The sequence below is a fragment of the Amycolatopsis sp. NBC_00355 genome (genome assembly GCF_036104975.1).
Lineage (GTDB): Bacteria > Actinomycetota > Actinomycetes > Mycobacteriales > Pseudonocardiaceae > Amycolatopsis.
Genome location: NZ_CP107982.1, coordinates 869737 through 888103, shown reverse-complemented (window position 1 = coordinate 888103; position 18367 = coordinate 869737). Strand labels below are relative to the sequence as shown.

The window sequence follows — 18367 nt, the reverse complement described above, 5'->3', positions numbered from 1 at the left end:
ACATGACCGACCTCACCGCGCAGCGCGGCCTGTACGCGGGCCCGGCGCCGATCGTCAGCAAAGACCTCTACGCCGAGGTCCGCACCGGTTCGGCGATCCGGGACCGCGGCTCGATCCGGCTGGACCCGGGCACGAGGGTGTCCGGTAACACGTACTTCGGGCGGTTCCCGGCCTCCTACTGGCAGCGCTGGACCACCGTCACCGAAGTCTCGGTCGAGGCCGTCGTGACCGGAACCGGGCTGCTGTCCATGGGTGCCTCCGACGTCGAAGGTGAACCGCGGGTCATCGAGGCCGAGCAGGTCACCGACGTCACCCAGCACAAGATCGCCCTCACCGGGAAGCTGGACAAGTTCTACGACGGCGGCGCGCTCTGGCTCGACCTGGAAACCGAAGGCGGCCAGACCCTGCGCGTCGAGCAGGTCCGCTGGACCGTCGAAGCGCCCGAGACGATCCGCCCGACCGCGGTCACCATCTGCACCATGAACCGCGCCGACGACTGCCTCAAAAACCTGCAGGCGTTGGCCGCGGACGTGTCGTCGCTGGACACCCTCGACGCGATCTACGTCGCCGACCAGGGCACCGACCTCGTCGAATCCCGTGACGGGTTCGACCAGGTCGTCAAGGACCTCGGGGAGAAGCTGCACTACATCAAGCAGCCGAACCTCGGTGGCGCCGGCGGGTTCACCCGCGGGCTCTACGAGGTCGCCGGGCACACCGCCACCGCCCACGCCAACGTCCTGTTCATGGACGACGACGTGCTGCTCGAGCCGGACCTGGTGATCCGGATGACGGCGTTCTCCAACCGCGCCGCCAACCCGATCATCGTCGGCGGGCAGATGCTGAACCTGTTCCACCCCAACCAGCTCCACGTCGGCGCCGAATACGCCCGCCTCAACACCCTCGAGCCCGGTCAGCCGGTCGAGCACTCCCTGACCACCGCGGACCTGCTCGGGGTGGACGAGGAGACGTTGAAGCCGAACCGGCAGGAACGCCGCCTGGACGCCGGGTACAACGGCTGGTGGTCGTGCCTGATCCCGTACGAGGTGGTGCAGGCCACCGGGTATCCGATGCCGTTCTTCTTCCAGTGGGACGACGCGGAGTACTCCTACCGGGCCCGCGCGCACGGTTTCCCGACGGTGACGCTGCCGGGTGCGGGGGTGTGGCACGCGGACTTCCACATGAAGGACTGGGACGAGTGGCACCGCTACTTCAACCTGCGCAACTCCATCATCACCGCCGCGCTGCACTCCCCGTTCAACCTCAACCTGCTCTCCCGCGTCCTGCTCGCGCAGCTGGTGCGGTACCTGCTCGGGATGCAGTACGGGCTGTCCGCGACGCTGATCAAGGCCGTGGAGGACTTCCTCGAAGGCCCTGAAGTCCTGCGCGACGGTGGCGTGGAAGCGATGAAGGAGATCCGCCGGATCCGCGACCAGTACCCGGAGACCAAGCGCCACAAGGCCACCGACGTCCCCGGGATCGCGTCCAACGACATCGGCATCATCAACAGCGCCCCGCCGCCGAGCCGGACCGTGGTGATCTTGCTCAAGCGGCTGCTCGACCAGACCCGGGGCCGCCACCGCTTCGGGCTCGGCGCCGTCCCGGCCGACGAGGCCCACTGGTGGCACACGTCGCTGTTCTCGACGGTGGTCGTCACCGACGCCAACCAGGACGGCGTCCGCGTCCGCTCCTACGACCGCGCCAAGACCTTCGACCTGGCCAAACGCGGCGTCCGGGTGATCCAGCGGCTGCGCAAGGAGGGCGCCGGGGCGCAGGCGCGGTACCAGGGCGCCGTGCCGGAGCTGACCTCACGGGAGAACTGGACCCGGCTCTACGGCCTCTGACGGCCCCTACCGCATCGGTCACCGGAAACTCCTGGAGATTCGCCGGGACGCCAGACTGCGCCGCAGGGTGGTGAGGCCATAGGGTTCTCCTCATGAAGGTCGGCCTGCTCACCCGGGAGTACCCGCCGGAGGTCTATGGCGGAGCCGGGGTCCACGTGGAGTTCCTCGCCCGGGAGTTGCGGTCGCTCGTCGACCTCGACGTGCACTGCTGGGGCCCGGACCGGCCGGACGCGACCGGGCACACCGACCCGCACGGCTACCGACAGCCGGCGTTCACGACCATGGACATCGCCGTCTCGATGGCGAACGCCCTCGACGGCCACGACCTCGCGCACAGCCACACCTGGTACGCGAACCTGGCCGGCCACCTGGCCAAGATGACCTACGGCATTCCCCACGTGGTCACCGCGCACTCGCTGGAGCCGCTGCGGCCCTGGAAGGCCGAGCAGCTCGGCGGCGGCTACCGCGTCTCGTCCTGGATCGAACGCGAGGCCTACGAGTCGGCCGACGCGATCGTCGCGGTCAGCGCCGGCATGCGCCAGGACGTGCTCACCGCGTACCCGGCCGTGCCGCCCGAGCGCGTCCACGTGATCCACAACGGCATCGACACCGCCCTCTACTGGCCCGACCCGGGCACCGACGTCCTCGCGAAGCACGGCGTCGACCCGGACCGGCCCTACGTGCTGTTCATCGGCCGGATCACCCGGCAGAAGGGCGTCCCGCACCTGGTCCGGGCCGCTGCCGCACTCGACCCGGACACGCAGCTGGTGCTGTGCGCGGGCGGCGCGGACACCCCCGAGCTGGACGCCGAGTTCCGCGGCCTGGTCGCCGACCTGGAGAAGACCCGAACCGGCGTCCGCTGGATCCCGGACATGCTGCCGCGGCCCGAGGTCGTGCAGCTGCTCACCCACGCCGCCGTGTTCGCCTGCCCGTCGGTCTACGAGCCGCTCGGCATCGTGAACCTGGAGGCGGCGGCGTGCAGCACGGCCGTGGTCGCCAGCGACGTCGGCGGGATCCCGGAGGTCGTCGACGACGGCCGGACCGGCCTGCTGGTGCACTACGACGAGGCGGACACCGCCGGGTACGAGGCGCGGCTGGGCGCGGCCCTCAACGAGCTGGTGGGCGACCCGGACCGGGCCGCCGCGATGGGTACCGCCGGCCGCGAGCGCGCGGTCGGCGAGTTCGGCTGGAAGGCGATCGCCGAGCAGACGGTCGCCCTCTACGAAGCGTGCGGGAGGTCCTCGTGAACAGTGGAGCCGACGTTCTGGGCATCGTGCTCGCGGGCGGCGAGGGCAAACGCCTGATGCCGCTCACCGCCGACCGCGCCAAACCCGCCGTGCCCTTCGGGGGTGTGCACCGGCTGGTCGACTTCGTGCTGTCGAACCTGGTGCACGGCGGGATCCGGCGGCTGTGCGTGCTGACGCAGTACAAGTCGCACTCGCTCGACCGGCACATCTCGACGACGTGGCGGCTCTCGGCGCTCACCGGCGAGTACGTCACGCCGGTGCCGGCGCAGCAGCGGCTGGGCCCGCGCTGGTACCAGGGCAGCGCCGACGCCATCCACCAGAGCCTCAACCTGGTCTACGACGAGGACCCCGAGTACATCGCGGTGTTCGGCGCGGACAACATCTACCGGATGGACCCCCGGCAGATGCTGGAGACCCACATCTCCTCCGGCGCCGGCGTCACGGTCGCCGGGATCCGGGTGCCGCGCGCCGAGGCGAGCTCGTTCGGCGTCATCCGCACCACCGACGGCCTGATGATCGACGCGTTCCTGGAGAAGCCCGCCGACCCGCCGGGCCTGCCGGACTCCCCCGACGAGTCGTACGTGTCGATGGGCAACTACATCTTCACGACGAAGGTGATGCTGGAGGCGCTGCACGCCGACGCCGAGAACGCCGCGTCGCACCACGACATGGGCCGCGACATCATCCCGGCGCTGGTGAAGTCCGGTGAGGCGGCGGTCTACGACTTCAGCGGCAACGTCGTGCCCGGCGAGACCGAACGCGACCACGGCTACTGGCGCGACGTCGGGACGATCGACAGCTACTACGACGCGCACACCGACCTGATCTCCACGCACCCGATCTTCAACCTCTACAACCGCAAGTGGCCGATCCTGGCCCACCCCGGCCAGCGCGCGGCGGCGAAGTTCGTCGAGGGCGGCTCGGCGAACCAATCGATCGTGAGCCCCGGCTGCATCATCTCGGGCGCGCAGGTCGTCGATTCGGTGCTCTCGCCCGACGTCCTCGTCGAGCACGGCGCGGTCGTCCAGGGCTCGGTGCTGCTGGACGGCGCCCGCGTCGGCCGCGGCGCGGTGGTGCGCCGGGCGATCCTGGACAAGAACGTGGTGGTCCCGCCGGGCGCGCACATCGGCGTGGACCTGGCTCGCGACCGCGGGCACTACCACGTGAGCGAAGGCGGCATCGTGGTGCTGGGCAAGGGGGAACGCGCCATCTGAGCCGCGCCGGCGTCAGGCCCCGTCGGCCGCGGAGATCCGTTCGACGACCTGGCGCGGGTCGATGCCCCAGCGCTCGGCCAGCTCCGAGATGGACGCTCCCGCCGCGTACTCGGCAGCGATCATGCTGTTCACGACGCCCGCCAACGTCCTGCTCCTCACCCGCAGATGCACGTGCAGCCAAGATGCTACAGCTTCCGCGCGGACGTCGAACAATCTGCCTCAAGTTCCGCGGTGCCCGCCGCGCGGCCGCCACGCCGCGAGGCCGCACGCCACCGCTACCAGCAGGAAGACGGCGGCGAGTGCCACCGCCCAGACGACCCCCGTCGTCACGGCGAGGTAGACCTGTATCACCGCGACCACCGCATACGTCACGGCCAGGCCCCGCCAGGCACGCATCGGCACCTCCCTCGCCACCGGCACGCCCGAAAACCGATCGGCGACCGGGCCATTCCCGCCGGTCACCGCCCCGATTCGGCCCCGCCCGCCGGATTCCCCTTATTCGCGTTCTCCGCCGAACCCGCGCGGGCCGCGCTGGCCACGGCGTCGAAGATGGGCGTCGGCTCACCTTCGTCACGCTTCGACCGCTCTTCGCGCGATGTGCGCAATTCCTCTCCCACGCGCCCAGTTTCCGGGGCGCGGGCCGATTTCGCTCGGGCAACACCGAAAATCGCCCGGCCGGGGGATCACCCCTACCGCGCGCGTTTACCCGCCATTTTCCGGCCGGGACCGGAAACGCCCGGCATTTCCGCACGTCATCCAATTCCGGCGGGCCGGGAATAACCCGGGGGCCCGGCGGGATTGCACGGGTCATGAAAGCTGTCGTCTACCGCCGCCACGGCGGACCCGAAGAGCTGTCGCTGTCGGAGCGGGACGCCGGGGAGCCCGGGCCCGGCGAGGTCCGCGTCCGGCTCGTGGTGTCCGCCGTCAACCCCACCGACTGGAAGGCCCGGCAGGGCCGGGGCGCCGAGGCCGGGACCGAAGTACCGGACACCGTCCCCAACCAGGACGGCGCCGGGGTCGTGGACGCGGTCGGCCCGGACGTGACCGGCTTCGCCCCCGGCGATCGGGTCTGGACGCTCCTCGCCGGCACGCACGCGCCGGAGTCGGGCACCGCCCAGGAGTACACGGTCCTGCCCGCCGGGAAGCTCGCCGCGCTGCCCGACGGCGTCGGCTTCGACGAAGGCGCCGGGTTCGGCATCCCGGCCCTGACCGCCCACCGCGCGCTCACCGTCGCCGAGGACGGCCCGTCGCGCCTCTCCCCCGGCGCCCTGGCCGGCCGGACGGTGCTGGTCAGCGGCGGCGCCGGCGCGGTCGGCAACGCCGCGATCCAGCTCGGCCGCTGGGCCGGCGCGACGGTGATCGCGACGGTCAGCAGCGACGCGAAGGCCGCCCTCGCCCGCGCGGCCGGCGCCCAGCACGTGCTGCGCTACCCGGACCCGGAGCTCGCCACCCGGATCCTCGAGATCGCGCCGGACGGCGTCGACGTGGTCGTCGAGGTCGCGCTGGGCGTCAACGCTCCCCTGCACGCGCAGGTGCTGCGCGCCCGAGGCACCGTCGCGGCCTACGGCGACGACCGGGGCACCGGCACGATCAGCCTGGAGTTCGGCGCCAACCTGTGGCTGAACACGCGGTACCAGTTCCTGGTGCTCTACACGGTCGGGGCGGACAAGCTGCGAGCCGGCGCCGAGGACATCAACGCGGCCTTCGCCGACGGCGCGCTGCGGCTCGGCGACGACCGGGGCGTGCCGGTCCACCGGTTCGCGCTGGCCGACACCGCGAAGGCGCACGTCGCGTCGGAAGAGGGCGCGACCGGGAAGGTGCTGATCGACGTCAGCCCGGCTGGGTGACGCTTGAGGTGACGTCCCGGGTGACGGTCAGCGCGGCGAGCAGCTCGCCGGCCGTCACCCCTTCGTCGTCGCGGTGGTCGCGCCAGCGGCCGAACAGTTCCCGCGCGGCGGTGAGCAGCGCCGGGGACAGCCCCGCTTCGGTGCAGGCGGCGGCGATCTCGGTCATTTCGCCCTCCCACCGCCAGGCGCGCTGTCCCGCCGATTCGAGAGCGCCCGGCGCGCCGAGCGGGGTGTCCCGCCGGACCGCCCCGGCGAGCTCGCGGAAGACGTCGTCCACGCCGTGGTGGGCCGCGAGGGCGTGGGCCTGCGCGGCGAGCGCGTAGGTGAGCTTGTTGTACGAGGCGAACGCGAGCTTGAGCGCCGAGGCCCGCCCGACCGGGCCGTCGAGCACGATCGGCTTGAGGAAAGTCCCGGCGAAGAGGCTTTCGACGCGGGCGGCGTCCTTGCCGGACAGGTAGAGGCGCGTGGACCCGTCGTGCCGCGGCGGCGCCCCGACGATCCCGCCGTCGACCACACTCGCCCGACCGTCGAACAGCTCCTCGATCTCCCGCGCGTGCCCGGGGCTGATGGCGTTCGCGTCGAGGTAGACGCCCGCGAACCCGCTCGCGGCGACCTCCCGGGCGACGTCGACCGCGGCGGCGGGCGGGCAGATGCCGAGGACGACGTCGCAGCCGCTCAGGTCGGCGGCCTCGATGAGCCCGGCTTCCGCCGCCCGCCGTCGCGTGGCGGGACCGCGCCCGGCGGGCAGCCAGCGGGTGGGAAAACCCCGGTCCACGAGAAGCGCGCCGACCGCGGCGCCCATCGCCCCGGGGTGGAGCAGTCCGACGGAAGTCTGCACGGGTGGTCCTTTCGCGCTTGACCTCGAGTGTCTTCGAGGTTCGAGACTCGGGGGACGGAAGCGACCACGGCCACCCGGTTCGGCGGGCCCGAGGTCCTGGCCCCATCACGCTACCCACGCCCGAGCCCGGCGAGGGGCAGTTGGACGTCCGGCGGCGGGCCGCCTCCGCTGCTCGGCCGGACGTACCCCCTAGCCGAGGCGGCCGCGGACTTCGAGGAACGCCGCGCGGTGGGGAGATCCTCCTGCACCCCTGACCTCGCCTGCCGGCGAGGTCTTCGTGAGGGTGCCCCTCACGGCTTCCGGTCCGTGAGGGGCACCCTCACGGCGCTCAGGTCCCTGAGGGTGCCCCTCAGGGCGCTCAAGTCCCTGAGGGTGCCCCTCACGGCCTCGGGGCCGGCGGACTCGCTGGTGCGGCGCACGAAACGCCGACCGTGCACGGGCAGCCGGTCTCCCGCGACCGCGCTCTGGCGGCCGGTCTCCCGCAGCCGGCCACCCGCGACCAGTCCTCCGCAGCCGGCCTCCCGCAGCCGGTCTCCCAGCCGGCCACCCGTGACCAGTCCTCCGCAGCCGGCCTCCCACAGCCAGCCACCCGCAGCCGGTCTCCCACAGCCAGCCACCCGCGACCAGTCCTCCGCAGCCGGCCTCCCACAGCCAGCCTCCCGCAGCCGGTCGTGAGTGTTTGACGGGTTAGAACCCGTCCAAACACTCACGACCTCAGCCGGCGGCCCCCGGTCCCGAGCCGAGCCTGGGTCGGGTCTGCGCCCTGGGCCGCCGGCTTCCCGGTCCGTGAGGGTGCCCCTCACGGCGCTCAAGTCCCTGAGGGTGCCCCTCACGACCTCCGGCGCGCCGGGTGATCGGCGCCACCGATGTGGACATTCGCGGCCACCGCGTCACTCGTTCGCTCTACGATCGCCCGCGGAGGTGGGTGTGGAGCCGTTGGGTGCGGGTGAGCCGGCGCAGGTCGGGCGGTACCGGCTGCTCGCCGCGATCGGTGAGGGCGCGATGGGGCGCGTACTGCTCGGCGTCTCGCCCGACGGCCGGCTCGCCGCTGTCAAGCGGGTGCACCGGGGGTTCGCGCACGACGCCGGGTTCCGGGAACGGTTCCGGCGGGAGGTCGACGTCTCGCGGCTCGTTTCCGGGGCCTACACCGCCGCCGTCATGGACGCCGATCCGGACGCCGAGACGCCGTGGCTGGCCTCCGTGTTCGTCGCCGGGCCGTCGTTGCAGGAGGCGCTCGACTCGACCGGGCCGCTGCCGCCCGCGCACGTGCGGCACCTCGCCGCCGGGCTGGCGTCGGCGCTCGACGGGATCCACCGGGCCGGGCTGGTGCACCGGGACCTCAAGCCCAGCAACGTCCTGCTCGCCGAAGACGGCCCGCGTGTCATCGACTTCGGCATCGCCCGCGCCGCCGAGGGCGGCACCGACCTCACCCACACCGGCGCGATCCTCGGCTCGCCCGCGTTCATGTCGCCGGAGCAGGCCGAAGGACGGCCGCTGACGCCGGCGAGCGACGTCTTCTCCCTCGGCGCGCTCCTCGTCCTCGCCGCGACCGGGCGCAGTCCGTTCGCCGGGGCGTCGGCGCCGCAGTCGCTCTACAACGTCGTCCACACGCACCCCGACCTGCGGGCCCTCCCGCCGGACGTCCGCGCCGTCGCCGAGCCGTGCCTCGCCAAGGATCCGGGGCGACGGCCGTCGCCCGCGCGGATCCTCGAGTTCCTCGGCCCGTTGCCGCCGGTCCCCCGCCCGTGGCCGCCCGCCGTGCACGCCCTGATCGCGCGCCGCCGAGCCGAAGTCCAGGACGTCCTCACGAAACCGCCGAAGCCACGGCGGCGCGGCCTCCGGAGCGCGCTCGCCGCGGCGGCCGCGGTAGCCGTGATCGGCGGCACGATCACCACCGTCGCGCTGACCGGCGACGACCCGGGCACGACCGCGGCGAGCCCGCCCGCCACCACACCGGTGACCACGACGTCCGCGCCGAACCCGGACCCGCTGGGCCCGGACCGCCTCCGGGGCGTCGACCCCTGCAAGGTGCTGCCCTCGGCACCCGGGGCGGGCCCGCTCACCCCGAAGATCGACGTCCACCTGTTCAGCTGCACCTACGAGACCGCCCGGCGCCAGTGGCTGGACCTGACGATCGGCGGCCCGGTCGCCGCGAAGGGCACACCGGCCGGGGATCTGGACGGCCTGCCGCTGAACGTCGAGGAGAAGGCCGGTGGCTGCACCGCCGCCGTGCCGGTGGTGGACCGCGCGGACACCACGATCGGCGTCGAGGCCGAAGGGTCGGCCGAGAAGTTCGACAACCCTTGCGACGTCGCGAAAGCCGCTCTCGGCGAGGCGCTGAACCGCCTGCGCGGCAGCACTTCGGCGACGCCGGCCGGCAGCCTCGCCCCGATCGACCCCTGTCCGCTCGTCCCGATCGCGACCGCCCAGCGGATCGTCGGGCCGGTCACCAAGGTCGAGCCGCGCGGGCTGCACGAATGCCACTGGGCCGTCGCGGGCGACGTCACCGTGACGCTCGAACGGGGCATCCCGCCGTTCCGCACCACCGATTCGTACTACGACTCCAGCACCACCACCGACCTCGACGGCGTCACCGCCTACGTCACCACGAAGCGGTACAACCCCGCCAAGGTGAACTGCACCCTCACCTGGCGGCACCGGCCCTACGACGACAAAACTTCGGAGAACGTGATCGTCGGCTACAGCACCTCCGCCAGCTCGCTCACCGTCGAAGAGACCTGCCGCCAGGCGCAGGACTTCGCCAAGACGGTCAAGTCCGGGCTGCCGAAACCGTGAGGCCGCTGGAGCCGGGTGACCCCCGGACCGCCGGCCGATACCGCCTGGTCGCCGCACTCGGCGAGGGCGGCATGGGCCGCGTCCTGCTCGGCGTGGCGCCGGACGGCCGGCTCGTCGCGCTCAAGCAGGTGCACCCGGAGTTCGCGCACAACGCCCGCTTCCGCACCCGGTTCCGGCAGGAAGTGCAGGCCTCGCAACGGGTTTCGGGCGCGTTCACCGCGGCCGTGATGGACGCCGATCCGGACGCCGAGACGCCGTGGCTGGCTTCGGTGTTCGTCACCGGGCCGTCCCTCAAGGAGGCCGTCGACGCCACCGGCCCGCTGCCGGTGGACGCCGTGCGACGGCTCGCCGTCGGCCTCGCGTCCGCGTTGACCGAGATCCACCGGGTGGGGCTGATCCACCGGGACCTCAAGCCGGGCAACGTACTCCTGACCGGCGACGGCCCGCGGGTGATCGACTTCGGCATCGCCCGCGCCACCGAGGGCGGCGCCGACCTCACCGGCACCGGCGGCATCATCGGCTCCCCCGCGTTCATGTCGCCCGAGCAAGCGGAAAGCCGGCCGCTGACGCCGGCGAGCGACGTCTTCTCCCTCGGCGGCCTGCTGGTGATGGCGGCGACCGGCCGCGGCCCGTTCACCGGCGCGACGACCGCGCAGATGCTCTACAACGTCGTGCACGCCGAGCCCGACCTCACCGGGCTGGCGCCGGAGATCCGCGCGCTCGTGGAACCGTGCCTGGCCAAGGATCCGGCCCGGCGTCCCGCGCCGCACCGGATCCTGGACCACCTGGGCCCGGTGGCGCCGGGCACCCGGCCGTGGCCGCCCGCGGTGGACCGGCTGATCGAGGGCCAGGAGGCCGCGGTCCGCACGGCGCTGTCCTGGCCGGTCCCCGCCCCCGTGGCCCCGCCGGTCCCGCGGCCGCCGAAGCGACGCTGGGTGCCGGTCACCGTCGTGCTGGCGTCCGTGGCCGCCCTCGCCGCGGGCAGCCTGATCGCGGTGAACGTCTTCGGCGCGGACCCGCCGCCGCCGTCGGCGAACCTGGACCCGACGAGCCTGGACACCTTGCGCCGCACCGATCCCTGCAAGGTGCTGAACGGCGTCTCCCTCACCGGCGTCGGCACCCTGCAGGCCCAGGACACGCTGTACTTCGACCGCTGCGACTACCGGCCGCGCTCCGCCGGGAAGGTCACGCTCAAGCTGGGCGACCGGTTCACCTTGGACGGCGGGAGCCCGGCCGGGGACCTCGACGGCAGGCCGGTGCTGCTCAGCAAGGTCGGGGGCAGTACGTGCGACGCGACCGTCCAGCTCCCGGCGCAGGCCGAACTGGGCGTGACGGCCATCGCCGACACCTGCGACCTGGCCAAGACCGCGCTCGGCGAGGCGCTGAAGCGGATCGGCGCCGGCAACGACCGGTACGACCTGGCGCCCGGGACCTTCCTGGCGCTGGACCCGTGCGCCGTGCTCGACGAACCCGCGGTGGCGCAGGCGGTGGGCCCGGTCCGCCAGGTCGCCCTCACCGGGCTCCGCACGTGCGAGTGGACCGCGACGACGTCGCTGAAGCTGTCGTTCGAGAAGCTGACCGCCGGTGTGCCCGACGCCGGGTCGCCGGTCGGCCTCGGCGGCCGGACGGCCACCCAGCGGGCGCTCGGCGACAGCTGTTTCCTGACCTGGGACCACCGGCCCTACGACGCGGACCAGGTGGAGCACGTCCGGATCTTCACGTCGAAACCCGGCGGCTCCTGCGCCGCGGCCGTCGTGTTCGGCAAGGCCTTGGTCGCGAAACTGCCGAAAACCTGACCGTGGTAACTTGGCGACAGGCGAAGTGAAGCGTCGGAACGTTTCGCCCGTCACGACCGTGACTCCCTTGGCGCGCCAGGTAACAACTGCCTGCCGCGTGAGGTGAGCCGTCGTGCGAGACCTCCCGCGGTAGCCGAGCAGGAGGACCATCATGACCACTTTGGTGATCGGCGCCCGCGGAAGTGTCGGGCGGCACGTCGTCGACCAGCTCCTCGCCGCCGGGGAACCCGTGCGCGCGTCGGTGCGCAACCCCGCGACCGCGGACCTGCCCGCCGGCGTCCCGGTCGTCGCGGCCGACCTGACGCGGCCCGCCACGCTGACCGGGGCACTGCGCGGCGTGCGGCAGGTCTTCGTCTACGCGCCGACCGACGGCGCGGACGATTTTGCCGCCGCGGCAAGGGAAGCCGGCGTCGAGCACGTCGTGGTGCTGTCGTCGGGCAGCGTGCTGCTCCCCGCCGCGGCCGGCAACCTGATCGCGGAAGAACACCGCGCGGTCGAGGCGACGATGACGGCGTCCGGCCTGCGCTGGACGCCGATCCGCCCGCTGGTGCTGGCGACCAACGCGCTGAACTGGGCGGACTCGCTCCGCGACGAGGGCGTGGTGCGGCTGGTGCACCCGGAGGGGAAGACCGCGCCGATCCACGAACGCGACGTCGCGGCGGTCGCCGTCGCGGCGCTGCTGGGCCACGACGCCGCCGACGGGATGCTCACCGGGCCCCGGCTGCTCTCCCAGCGCGAGCAGGTCGAGCTGATCGCGGCCGCCGCCGGCGTCCCGGTCCGGATCGAGGAACTGACGGAAACCGAAGCACGGCACCGGTTCGGGCAGTTCGAGAAGCCGGAGGTCGTCGACGCGATCCTCGCCTTCATCGCCGACGCGGCGCGGGGCGGCTCGCCGGCGACCGGCACCGTCGAGAAGGTGCTCGGCCGCCCGGGGATCGGGTTCGGGCAGTGGGCCGCCGAGCACTTCCCGCGGCGCTAGGCGCAAGCCTGCTCGCGGTGTTCGCACCCGGGGCGCGAACACCGCGGGTTCGGCTCGCCGGCGCCTAGACTCGGCGGCGTGACCGAACTCGCCACCACCAGGCGCTCCCTCCACGGCGTCGCCGAACTGCTGCTGGCCGGCCCGCAGCACCGGGCGGCCGGCCGGATCGAACTGCGCGTGGCCGACGGCGGGTTCGCCACGGTCGTCGCGCCGGCGTTGCGGCTCGACGGCGACCACCTCGTGACGAACTCGGTCCGCGTCCCGCTGGCCGGCCGCACGTACCTCGACGTCGCCGCGGCGGCCGGGCTGACCGCGGGTGAGCCCGAGGGCGTCTACTCGGGCGGGCCCGGCGTCCGGCCGGACGAGACGATCACCCTCGACGCCGCGGCGCTGACGACGTTGCTGCGGGGTTTCGCCGACGGCGACCGGGCGCTGCGCGAGCTCGCGCCGGACGCGACGCCGGTGCTGTGGCCCGAGCACTTCGACGTCGCGATCACGCTGGACGAGGTCAACTACGGCGTCTCCCCCGGCGACGGCTACCTGGGTGAGCCGTACGCGTACGTCGGCCCGTTCGAGCCGAGGGAGGGCGGGTTCTGGAACGCCCCCTTCGGCGCGGCCCGGCCCTTGACCGATCTCGACGGCACGATCACGGAGTTCTTCCGGGCCGGCCGCGATCTCGTGTGATCAGGAGGTCGACACGCGCGGTGCCCTTCGACGCGACGACCTGGTGCGGCGCACCAGGTCGTCGGCGGCCGCGGGCCACGCCGGGAACTCGAACTCGAAGCCCGCGTCCAGCAGCCGTCCCGGGACCACCCGGCGGCTCTTCAGCAGCAGTTCCGGGTCGCTGCGCAGGACGAACGCGCCGAGTCCGGCCATCCAGCGGGTGGCGGGCAGGCCGAACGGGACGCCCGCCGCCGCGCGCAGGGCACGCAGGAAGTCGCGGTACGGCAGCGGTTCCGGCGCCGCGAGGTTGACCGGGCCGCTCAGGTCGTCCCGCGCGATGAGGAGGTCGATCGCGCGCAGCAGGTCGTCCTCGTGGATCCACGACAGGTACTGCGCGCCGCCCGCGACCGGGCCGCCCAGACCCAGCCGGGTCAGGCGCAGCAGCGCCTCGAACGCGCCGCCGGGCTCGGGGCTCATCACCATCGACGTCCGGAGCGCGACCTTGCGGGTCCGCGGCGTCTCCGCCCGTTCCTCCTCCCGTTCCCAGGCCCGCGCGATGTCGACGCTGTAGCCCCAGTAGGCGGGCGCGTCCGGTTCGGCGCCGCCGAGCACGCCGGTGGTTTCGTCGTTCGGCGCGTCGAACCGGTGGGCGTAGATCGTCGCCGTGCTCATCTGCAGCCAGACCCGCGGCGGCGCCTCGGCGCGTTCGATCGCGCCGCCGACGACGCGGGCCGAGTCGGTCCGGGACGTCATCATCTCCCGCAGGTTCGCCGCCGTGTAGCGGCAGTTCACCGACCGGCCGGCGAGGTTGACGACGACGTCGCTGCCGTCGATCTCGGTGGTCCAGGCGCCGGGGGTGCGCCCGTCCCACCGCACGCACCGCGTCCACGGCCCGGGTCCGGCGTCGCGCCGGCTCAGCACCACGACTTCGTGCCCCTGCCCGGTCAGGGCCCGGCTCAGCACCCGGCCCAGATGGCCGGAGCCTCCCGGCAGCACCACCTTCATGACGTTCCCCCTTCACGGTCGTCCCCCGCACCCGACCGTACCGGAAGAGTTGAACACGTTCAAATATGGTCTTGAGCCGTGACGAGATCAAGCAGGGTGCGCAGCGCCCGGCTCGGCGGCTTCGCGCTCGCAGAGACCAGGTTCAGCGGCCAGTCCAGGCCCGCACCCGCCAGCGGCAGCGTGACGACGTCCGGCTCGTCGGCCTCGGGCAGCTCCGGGATGACGGCGATCCCCAGGCCGGCCCGGACGTACCCGGGCACGGTCCGCAGGTCGGCGACCTCGACGGTGACCCGCCGGGGCGAGCCCAGCACGTCGTAGGCGCGGTCGACGAGAACCCGGTTGCCGAAACCGCGCGGCATGTCGACGAAGGACTCCCCGGCGAGGCTCTCGAGCCGGATCTCCCGCTCGCGCGCCAGCGGATGGCCGTGCGGCAGCAGCGCGACGAACGGCCGGGATTCGAGCGCTCGGACGTCCAGCCCGGGCAGGTCCGCGCCGGGCAGCCCGACCAGCGCGGCGTCGAGCCGGCCCTGGCGGACGTCCTCGGCGAGGCCGGTCGACCCGGTGATCGACACCGTGACCTGGATGTCGACCAGCGGGTAGCGGCGGTGGAACGCGCCGAGCAGCCCGGGCAGGTCGACGCTGCCGATCGCCGTCAGCGTGCCGATCCGGAGGCTGCCGCGCAGCCCCGCCGACGCCTCCTGGACCGTCGCGCGGGCCCGCTCCAGTGCTTCGATCGCGGCCTTCGCCTCGGGCAGGAAGGCGACGCCGGCCGCGGACAGCGCGACCTTGCGGGTGGACCGGTCGAACAGCCGCGCGCCGAGCTCGGTCTCCAAGGCCCGGACCGCGGCCGACACGGTGGACTGCACCGCGTACAGCCGCTGGGCGGCCCGGGTGAAACTGAGCTCCTCCGCGACGGCGACGAAGTACTCCAGCTGACGCGTCTCCATACGAGCCAATTTATCGCCCGAATCGATAACTGGCACCACGACTCTTCGTTGGACTTGGTGAGTCGGCGGGTTCATGGTGGAAGGCGGAAGATCCGAAGACCAGGAGGTCAGCATGTCCGCCACCATCACCCCGGCCCGGCCCGCCGCGCGCCTGCGGGTGAGCCACGGCCTGGGGTTCGGCATCATCGCCGTCGCCTTCGCGACCGCGCTCGCGTTCTCGACCGTCCCGACCCCGCTGTACGCGCTCTACCAGCAGCGGGACGGCTTCCCCACCTTCGTCGTCACCGTCGTCTTCGCCGCCTACGCGGTCGGCGTGATGCTGAGTCTCTACCTGGCCGGGCACGTCAGCGACTGGCTGGGCCGCCGCCGCGTCATCCTCGCCGGGCTGCTGGCCGAAGCCGTCGCCGCCGCCCTGTTCCTGCTCCGGCCGGACGTGCCGGGCCTGATCGTCGCCCGGCTGATCAGCGGCGCCGGGATCGGCGCGCTCACCGCGACCGCCACCGCGCACCTGTCCGAGCTGCGCGCCCAGGCGAACCCGGACGCCGACCCCGGCCGCTCCGGCCTGATCACGACCGTGGTGAACGCCGGCGGCCTCGCCATCGGCCCGCTCGTCGGCGGCTTCTTCGCCCGGTTCGCCGACCAGCCGCTGCGCACGCCGTTCACCGTCTTCCTGGTGGTGCTGCTCGTCGAGGCACTCGCGGTGAGCCTGGTGCCGGAAACCGTGGAACGCCGGGAAGAGCGGCCCGCTTACCGGCCGCAACGGCTTTCTCTGCCGCCGGCCGCCCGGTCCGAGTTCACCGGCGCCGCGATCGGCGTGTTCGGCGCGTTCGCCATCAGCGGCCTGTTCATGGCGCTCGCCCCCGCGCTGCTGGCGCAGGAACTGCACCAGCCGTCGCGGCTGCTCGCCGGGATCGCGCCCTTCGTGATGCTCGGCAGCGCCGCGCTCGTCCAGATCGTGTTCGCCCGCGCCGGCACGCGGCCGCAGCTGCGGTCCGGGTACGTGCTGATGGGCGTCGGTCTGGTGCTGCTGGCGGTGTCGGCGTTCACCGCGTCGCTCCCGCTGTTCTTCGTCGCGGCCGTGCTCGGCGGGTCCGGGTTCGGCCTGGGCTTCCGGGCGGGCGTCGGCACCGTCGCCGCGCTCGCCGACCCGCTCACCCGCGGCGAAGTCCTGGCCGCGCTGTTCCTCGCCGCCTACGCGGGCCTGGTCCTGCCGGTGCTGACGACCGGCCTGGCGATGCTCTGGCTGCCCGGTCCGGTCGTGCTGGCCGGGTTCGCCGTGCTGGAACTGGGGTTGATCGGCTGGTCCGCGCGGCGCACGCTCGCCTGACCGCGGGCTTGCCGCCGGCGGACGCCAGCCCGCGTCAGGAGCCGCCGATGACCACCCCGCCGATCGTCACGGGAGCCGACGGCTCGGCCGAGTCGCTCGACGCCGTCCGCTGGGCGGCGCGAGCGGCCCGGCTGCACGGCAGGCCCCTCGAAATCCGGCACGCGCTCGACTTCCCGGCGCTGTTCGCCGGCGGCGAGGTGCCGCCGCCCGAAGAGATGCTGGACGCGTTGCGGGCCCGCGGCCGGCGCGCGCTGCGGACCGCGCGGGAGCTCGCCGCCGCGCAGGGCGTGCCGGACGCCGTCATCCGGCTCGATCCCGACCGCGCTGCCCAAACCCTGATCGAAGTGTCGCGGACCGCCGCGTTGCTGGTGGTCGGGGCGTCCGGACGCGGCCGGTGCGCCGGGCGGCTCGCCGGCGCGGTCGCCGCGGCGGTCGGCACCCACGCGCACTGCGACACGGTGGTGGTCCGCGGCGACCACTGGGACGAGCGGGATGCCGGCGGCCCAGTCCTCACGGGCGTCGACGGCGGCGACGCCGGGACGCGGGTCCTCGCGACGGCACTCGCCGAAGCCCGAGTCCGGAAGGTGCCGCTGGTGGTGCTGCACGCGTGGGCCGACGAGCCACCCGCGGAGCTGGATCGCCAGGCCGTCTCCGACGCCGGCCGCCGGCTGCTGGAGGAGCAGGTCCGGACCGAAGACGTCAAGGTGCAGCGGGTGGTGGTCCCGGCACACCCGCGGCGCGCACTGGTCGAGCGCAGCGTGACGGCCCAGTTGATCGTGCTGGGCGACCGCGGCCGCGGCGGCTTCCCGGGACTGTTGCTGGGCTCCACGGCCCAGACCCTGCTGCACCACGCGGCCTGCCCGGTCCGGCTGGTCCGCACGGCGCGACCGCCGGTCCGGCCGTAGCGTGGACCGGTGATCGCTCCTCTCGCCGGCCTGGCCGACCTCGTCCTCGATCGGACGGCGGCCGGCTACACCCGGTTCGGCTACCTGCTCCGGCGGCCCCACTGGCGGCCCGACGACCCCGCACCCGGTGCGCTGCAAGGAAAAGTGGCCCTGGTGACCGGCGCGGGTTCGGGACTGGGCCAGGCCTGCGCGGCCGAGCTGGCGCGGCTCGGCGCGTCCGTGGTCATGCTCGTGCGCGACCTCGGCCGCGGCGCCCCCGCCCGCGACGACGTCCTCGCCCGGGTGCCCGGCGCGGACGTCCGGCTCGCGCACTGCGACCTGTCGAGCCTCGCCTCGGTCCGCGCCTGCGCCGCCGAGCACCCGCGGGTGGACGTCCTGATCCACAACGCGGGCACCCTCCCGCGCGAGCGCTCGGAAACCGAAGACGGGCACGAAGTCACGCTCGCCACCCACGTCCTCGGCCCGCTGCTGCTCACCGGGCTGCTCCGGCCGGCACTGCGGGACGGCCGGGTGATCTTCATGTCCTCAGGCGGGATGTACACCCAGGCGCTCGCCGCGGACGACCCCGAATACCGCTCGGGCACCTACCGCGGCGCGGTCGCCTACGCCCGCACGAAACGGATGCAGGTCGAGCTGACGCCGGTGCTGGCGCGGCGCTGGGGGCTGGCGGTGCACAGCTGCCACCCGGGCTGGGCCGACACCCCGGGCCTGACCGGGTCGCTCCCGCTGTTCCGGCGCGTGACGCGCCCCTTCCTGCGCACGGCCGCGCAGGGCGCCGACACCGCCGTCTGGCTCGCCGCGACCGAGCCGGCTCCGGACGCGGGCCGCTTCTGGCACGACCGCCGCCCGCGTCCGGAGCACCTGTTCCCCCACACCCGCCCCGACGACGCACGGGTGCGGAAGCTGCTGGACTACTGCCTCGAAGCCACCGGCCTCGACGGGTAGCCGCCGGGACCCGTGGT

The 18367-nt window shown here is 73.5% G+C and carries 17 protein-coding genes; 11 read left to right on the top strand and 6 right to left on the bottom strand.

Annotated elements, in window-relative coordinates; translation table 11 throughout:
• Positions 1-2 precede the first annotated feature (2 nt).
• From OHS18_RS03895 to glgC, 3 genes are all read left to right on the top strand, one after another.
• Positions 3-1841, top strand: coding sequence for a glycosyltransferase (locus OHS18_RS03895; RefSeq protein ID WP_328615951.1), 1839 nt, complete (start codon positions 3-5; stop codon positions 1839-1841).
• A 92-nt stretch (positions 1842-1933) separates the two neighbouring features.
• Entirely contained in the window at positions 1934-3088 is a 1155-nt protein-coding gene (glgA, locus tag OHS18_RS03890) for a glycogen synthase (protein ID WP_328615950.1), read from the top strand.
• Positions 3085-4302 (top strand): glucose-1-phosphate adenylyltransferase, encoded by a 1218-nt coding sequence (glgC, locus tag OHS18_RS03885; protein WP_328456006.1) that lies wholly within the window; start codon positions 3085-3087, stop codon positions 4300-4302. Before glgA ends, glgC begins: the two co-directional genes overlap by 4 nt.
• A 12-nt stretch (positions 4303-4314) precedes the next feature.
• On the opposite strand, the gene OHS18_RS03880 is transcribed toward glgC, so the two are convergent.
• The 3 genes from OHS18_RS03880 to OHS18_RS03870 form a co-directional block, all read right to left on the bottom strand.
• Positions 4315-4446 (bottom strand): hypothetical protein, encoded by a 132-nt coding sequence (locus OHS18_RS03880; protein WP_328456008.1) that lies wholly within the window; start codon positions 4444-4446, stop codon positions 4315-4317.
• 75 nt (positions 4447-4521) lie between these two features.
• A complete protein-coding gene (locus tag OHS18_RS03875; protein WP_328615949.1) occupies positions 4522-4698 on the bottom strand; it encodes a hypothetical protein in 177 nt (58 codons plus the stop codon).
• A gap of 62 nt (positions 4699-4760) precedes the next feature.
• Positions 4761-4919, bottom strand: a complete 159-nt coding sequence (locus tag OHS18_RS03870) for a hypothetical protein (RefSeq protein ID WP_328615948.1) — start codon at positions 4917-4919, stop codon at positions 4761-4763.
• A 192-nt stretch (positions 4920-5111) separates the two neighbouring features.
• Here OHS18_RS03870 and OHS18_RS03865 point away from each other — a divergent pair, with 192 nt between their 5' ends.
• Positions 5112-6149 (top strand): NADPH:quinone reductase, encoded by a 1038-nt coding sequence (locus OHS18_RS03865; protein ID WP_328615947.1) that lies wholly within the window; start codon positions 5112-5114, stop codon positions 6147-6149.
• On the opposite strand, the gene OHS18_RS03860 is transcribed toward OHS18_RS03865, so the two are convergent.
• Positions 6133-6987, bottom strand: coding sequence for an NAD(P)-dependent oxidoreductase (locus tag OHS18_RS03860; RefSeq protein WP_328615946.1), 855 nt, complete (start codon positions 6985-6987; stop codon positions 6133-6135). The genes OHS18_RS03865 and OHS18_RS03860 overlap by 17 nt on opposite strands.
• Positions 6988-7914: 927 nt before the next feature.
• On the opposite strand from OHS18_RS03860, the gene OHS18_RS03855 reads away from it, so the two are divergent.
• The 4 genes from OHS18_RS03855 to OHS18_RS03840 all read left to right on the top strand — a co-directional run bounded on the left by OHS18_RS03855 (position 7915) and on the right by OHS18_RS03840 (position 13242).
• On the top strand, positions 7915-9783 hold the full coding sequence (locus OHS18_RS03855) for a serine/threonine-protein kinase (protein WP_328615945.1): 1869 nt from the start codon (positions 7915-7917) through the stop codon (positions 9781-9783).
• Positions 9780-11579, top strand: coding sequence for a serine/threonine-protein kinase (locus tag OHS18_RS03850; RefSeq protein ID WP_328615944.1), 1800 nt, complete (start codon positions 9780-9782; stop codon positions 11577-11579). The genes OHS18_RS03855 and OHS18_RS03850 overlap by 4 nt, the downstream gene beginning before the upstream one ends.
• Positions 11580-11730: 151 nt before the next feature.
• Positions 11731-12558, top strand: a complete 828-nt coding sequence (locus OHS18_RS03845; RefSeq protein ID WP_328615943.1) for an NAD(P)H-binding protein — start codon at positions 11731-11733, stop codon at positions 12556-12558.
• A gap of 78 nt (positions 12559-12636) precedes the next feature.
• Positions 12637-13242, top strand: coding sequence for a hypothetical protein (locus OHS18_RS03840; RefSeq protein ID WP_328615942.1), 606 nt, complete (start codon positions 12637-12639; stop codon positions 13240-13242).
• On the opposite strand, the gene OHS18_RS03835 is transcribed toward OHS18_RS03840, so the two are convergent.
• A complete protein-coding gene (locus OHS18_RS03835) occupies positions 13243-14226 on the bottom strand; it encodes a TIGR01777 family oxidoreductase (protein ID WP_328615941.1) in 984 nt (327 codons plus the stop codon). It abuts the gene before it with no gap.
• Positions 14227-14285: 59 nt separating this feature from the next.
• Complete coding sequence (locus OHS18_RS03830) at positions 14286-15173, bottom strand: LysR family transcriptional regulator (protein ID WP_328615940.1); 888 nt, start codon at positions 15171-15173, stop codon at positions 14286-14288.
• Positions 15174-15285: 112 nt separating this feature from the next.
• On the opposite strand from OHS18_RS03830, the gene OHS18_RS03825 reads away from it, so the two are divergent.
• The 3 genes from OHS18_RS03825 to OHS18_RS03815 are packed head-to-tail and all read left to right on the top strand — an operon-like array spanning position 15286 to position 18350.
• Positions 15286-16500 (top strand): MFS transporter, encoded by a 1215-nt coding sequence (locus OHS18_RS03825; RefSeq protein ID WP_328615939.1) that lies wholly within the window; start codon positions 15286-15288, stop codon positions 16498-16500.
• Between the two features lie 47 nt (positions 16501-16547).
• Positions 16548-17405 carry a universal stress protein gene (locus tag OHS18_RS03820; RefSeq protein ID WP_328615938.1) on the top strand — a complete coding sequence of 286 codons (858 nt, stop codon included), beginning with the start codon at positions 16548-16550 and terminating at the stop codon, positions 17403-17405.
• A gap of 9 nt (positions 17406-17414) precedes the next feature.
• Positions 17415-18350: an SDR family NAD(P)-dependent oxidoreductase gene (locus OHS18_RS03815; RefSeq protein ID WP_328615937.1), complete on the top strand. Its 936-nt coding sequence runs from the start codon at positions 17415-17417 to the stop codon at positions 18348-18350.
• Positions 18351-18367 lie beyond the last annotated feature (17 nt).

Bases quoted from the DNA above. Each gene is read 5' to 3' on its own strand.
- OHS18_RS03830 (WP_328615940.1), bottom strand. From the start codon at position 15,173: ATGGAGACGCGTCAGCTGGAGTACTTCGTCGCCGTCGCGGAGGAGCTC.
- OHS18_RS03875 (WP_328615949.1), bottom strand. From the start codon at position 4,698: ATGCGTGCCTGGCGGGGCCTGGCCGTGACGTATGCGGTGGTCGCGGTG.
- OHS18_RS03895 (WP_328615951.1), top strand. From the start codon at position 3: ATGACCGACCTCACCGCGCAGCGCGGCCTGTACGCGGGCCCGGCGCCG.
- OHS18_RS03835 (WP_328615941.1), bottom strand. From the start codon at position 14,226: ATGAAGGTGGTGCTGCCGGGAGGCTCCGGCCATCTGGGCCGGGTGCTG.
- OHS18_RS03825 (WP_328615939.1), top strand. From the start codon at position 15,286: ATGTCCGCCACCATCACCCCGGCCCGGCCCGCCGCGCGCCTGCGGGTG.
- OHS18_RS03845 (WP_328615943.1), top strand. From the start codon at position 11,731: ATGACCACTTTGGTGATCGGCGCCCGCGGAAGTGTCGGGCGGCACGTC.
- OHS18_RS03865 (WP_328615947.1), top strand. From the start codon at position 5,112: ATGAAAGCTGTCGTCTACCGCCGCCACGGCGGACCCGAAGAGCTGTCG.
- OHS18_RS03820 (WP_328615938.1), top strand. From the start codon at position 16,548: ATGACCACCCCGCCGATCGTCACGGGAGCCGACGGCTCGGCCGAGTCG.
- glgA (WP_328615950.1), top strand. From the start codon at position 1,934: ATGAAGGTCGGCCTGCTCACCCGGGAGTACCCGCCGGAGGTCTATGGC.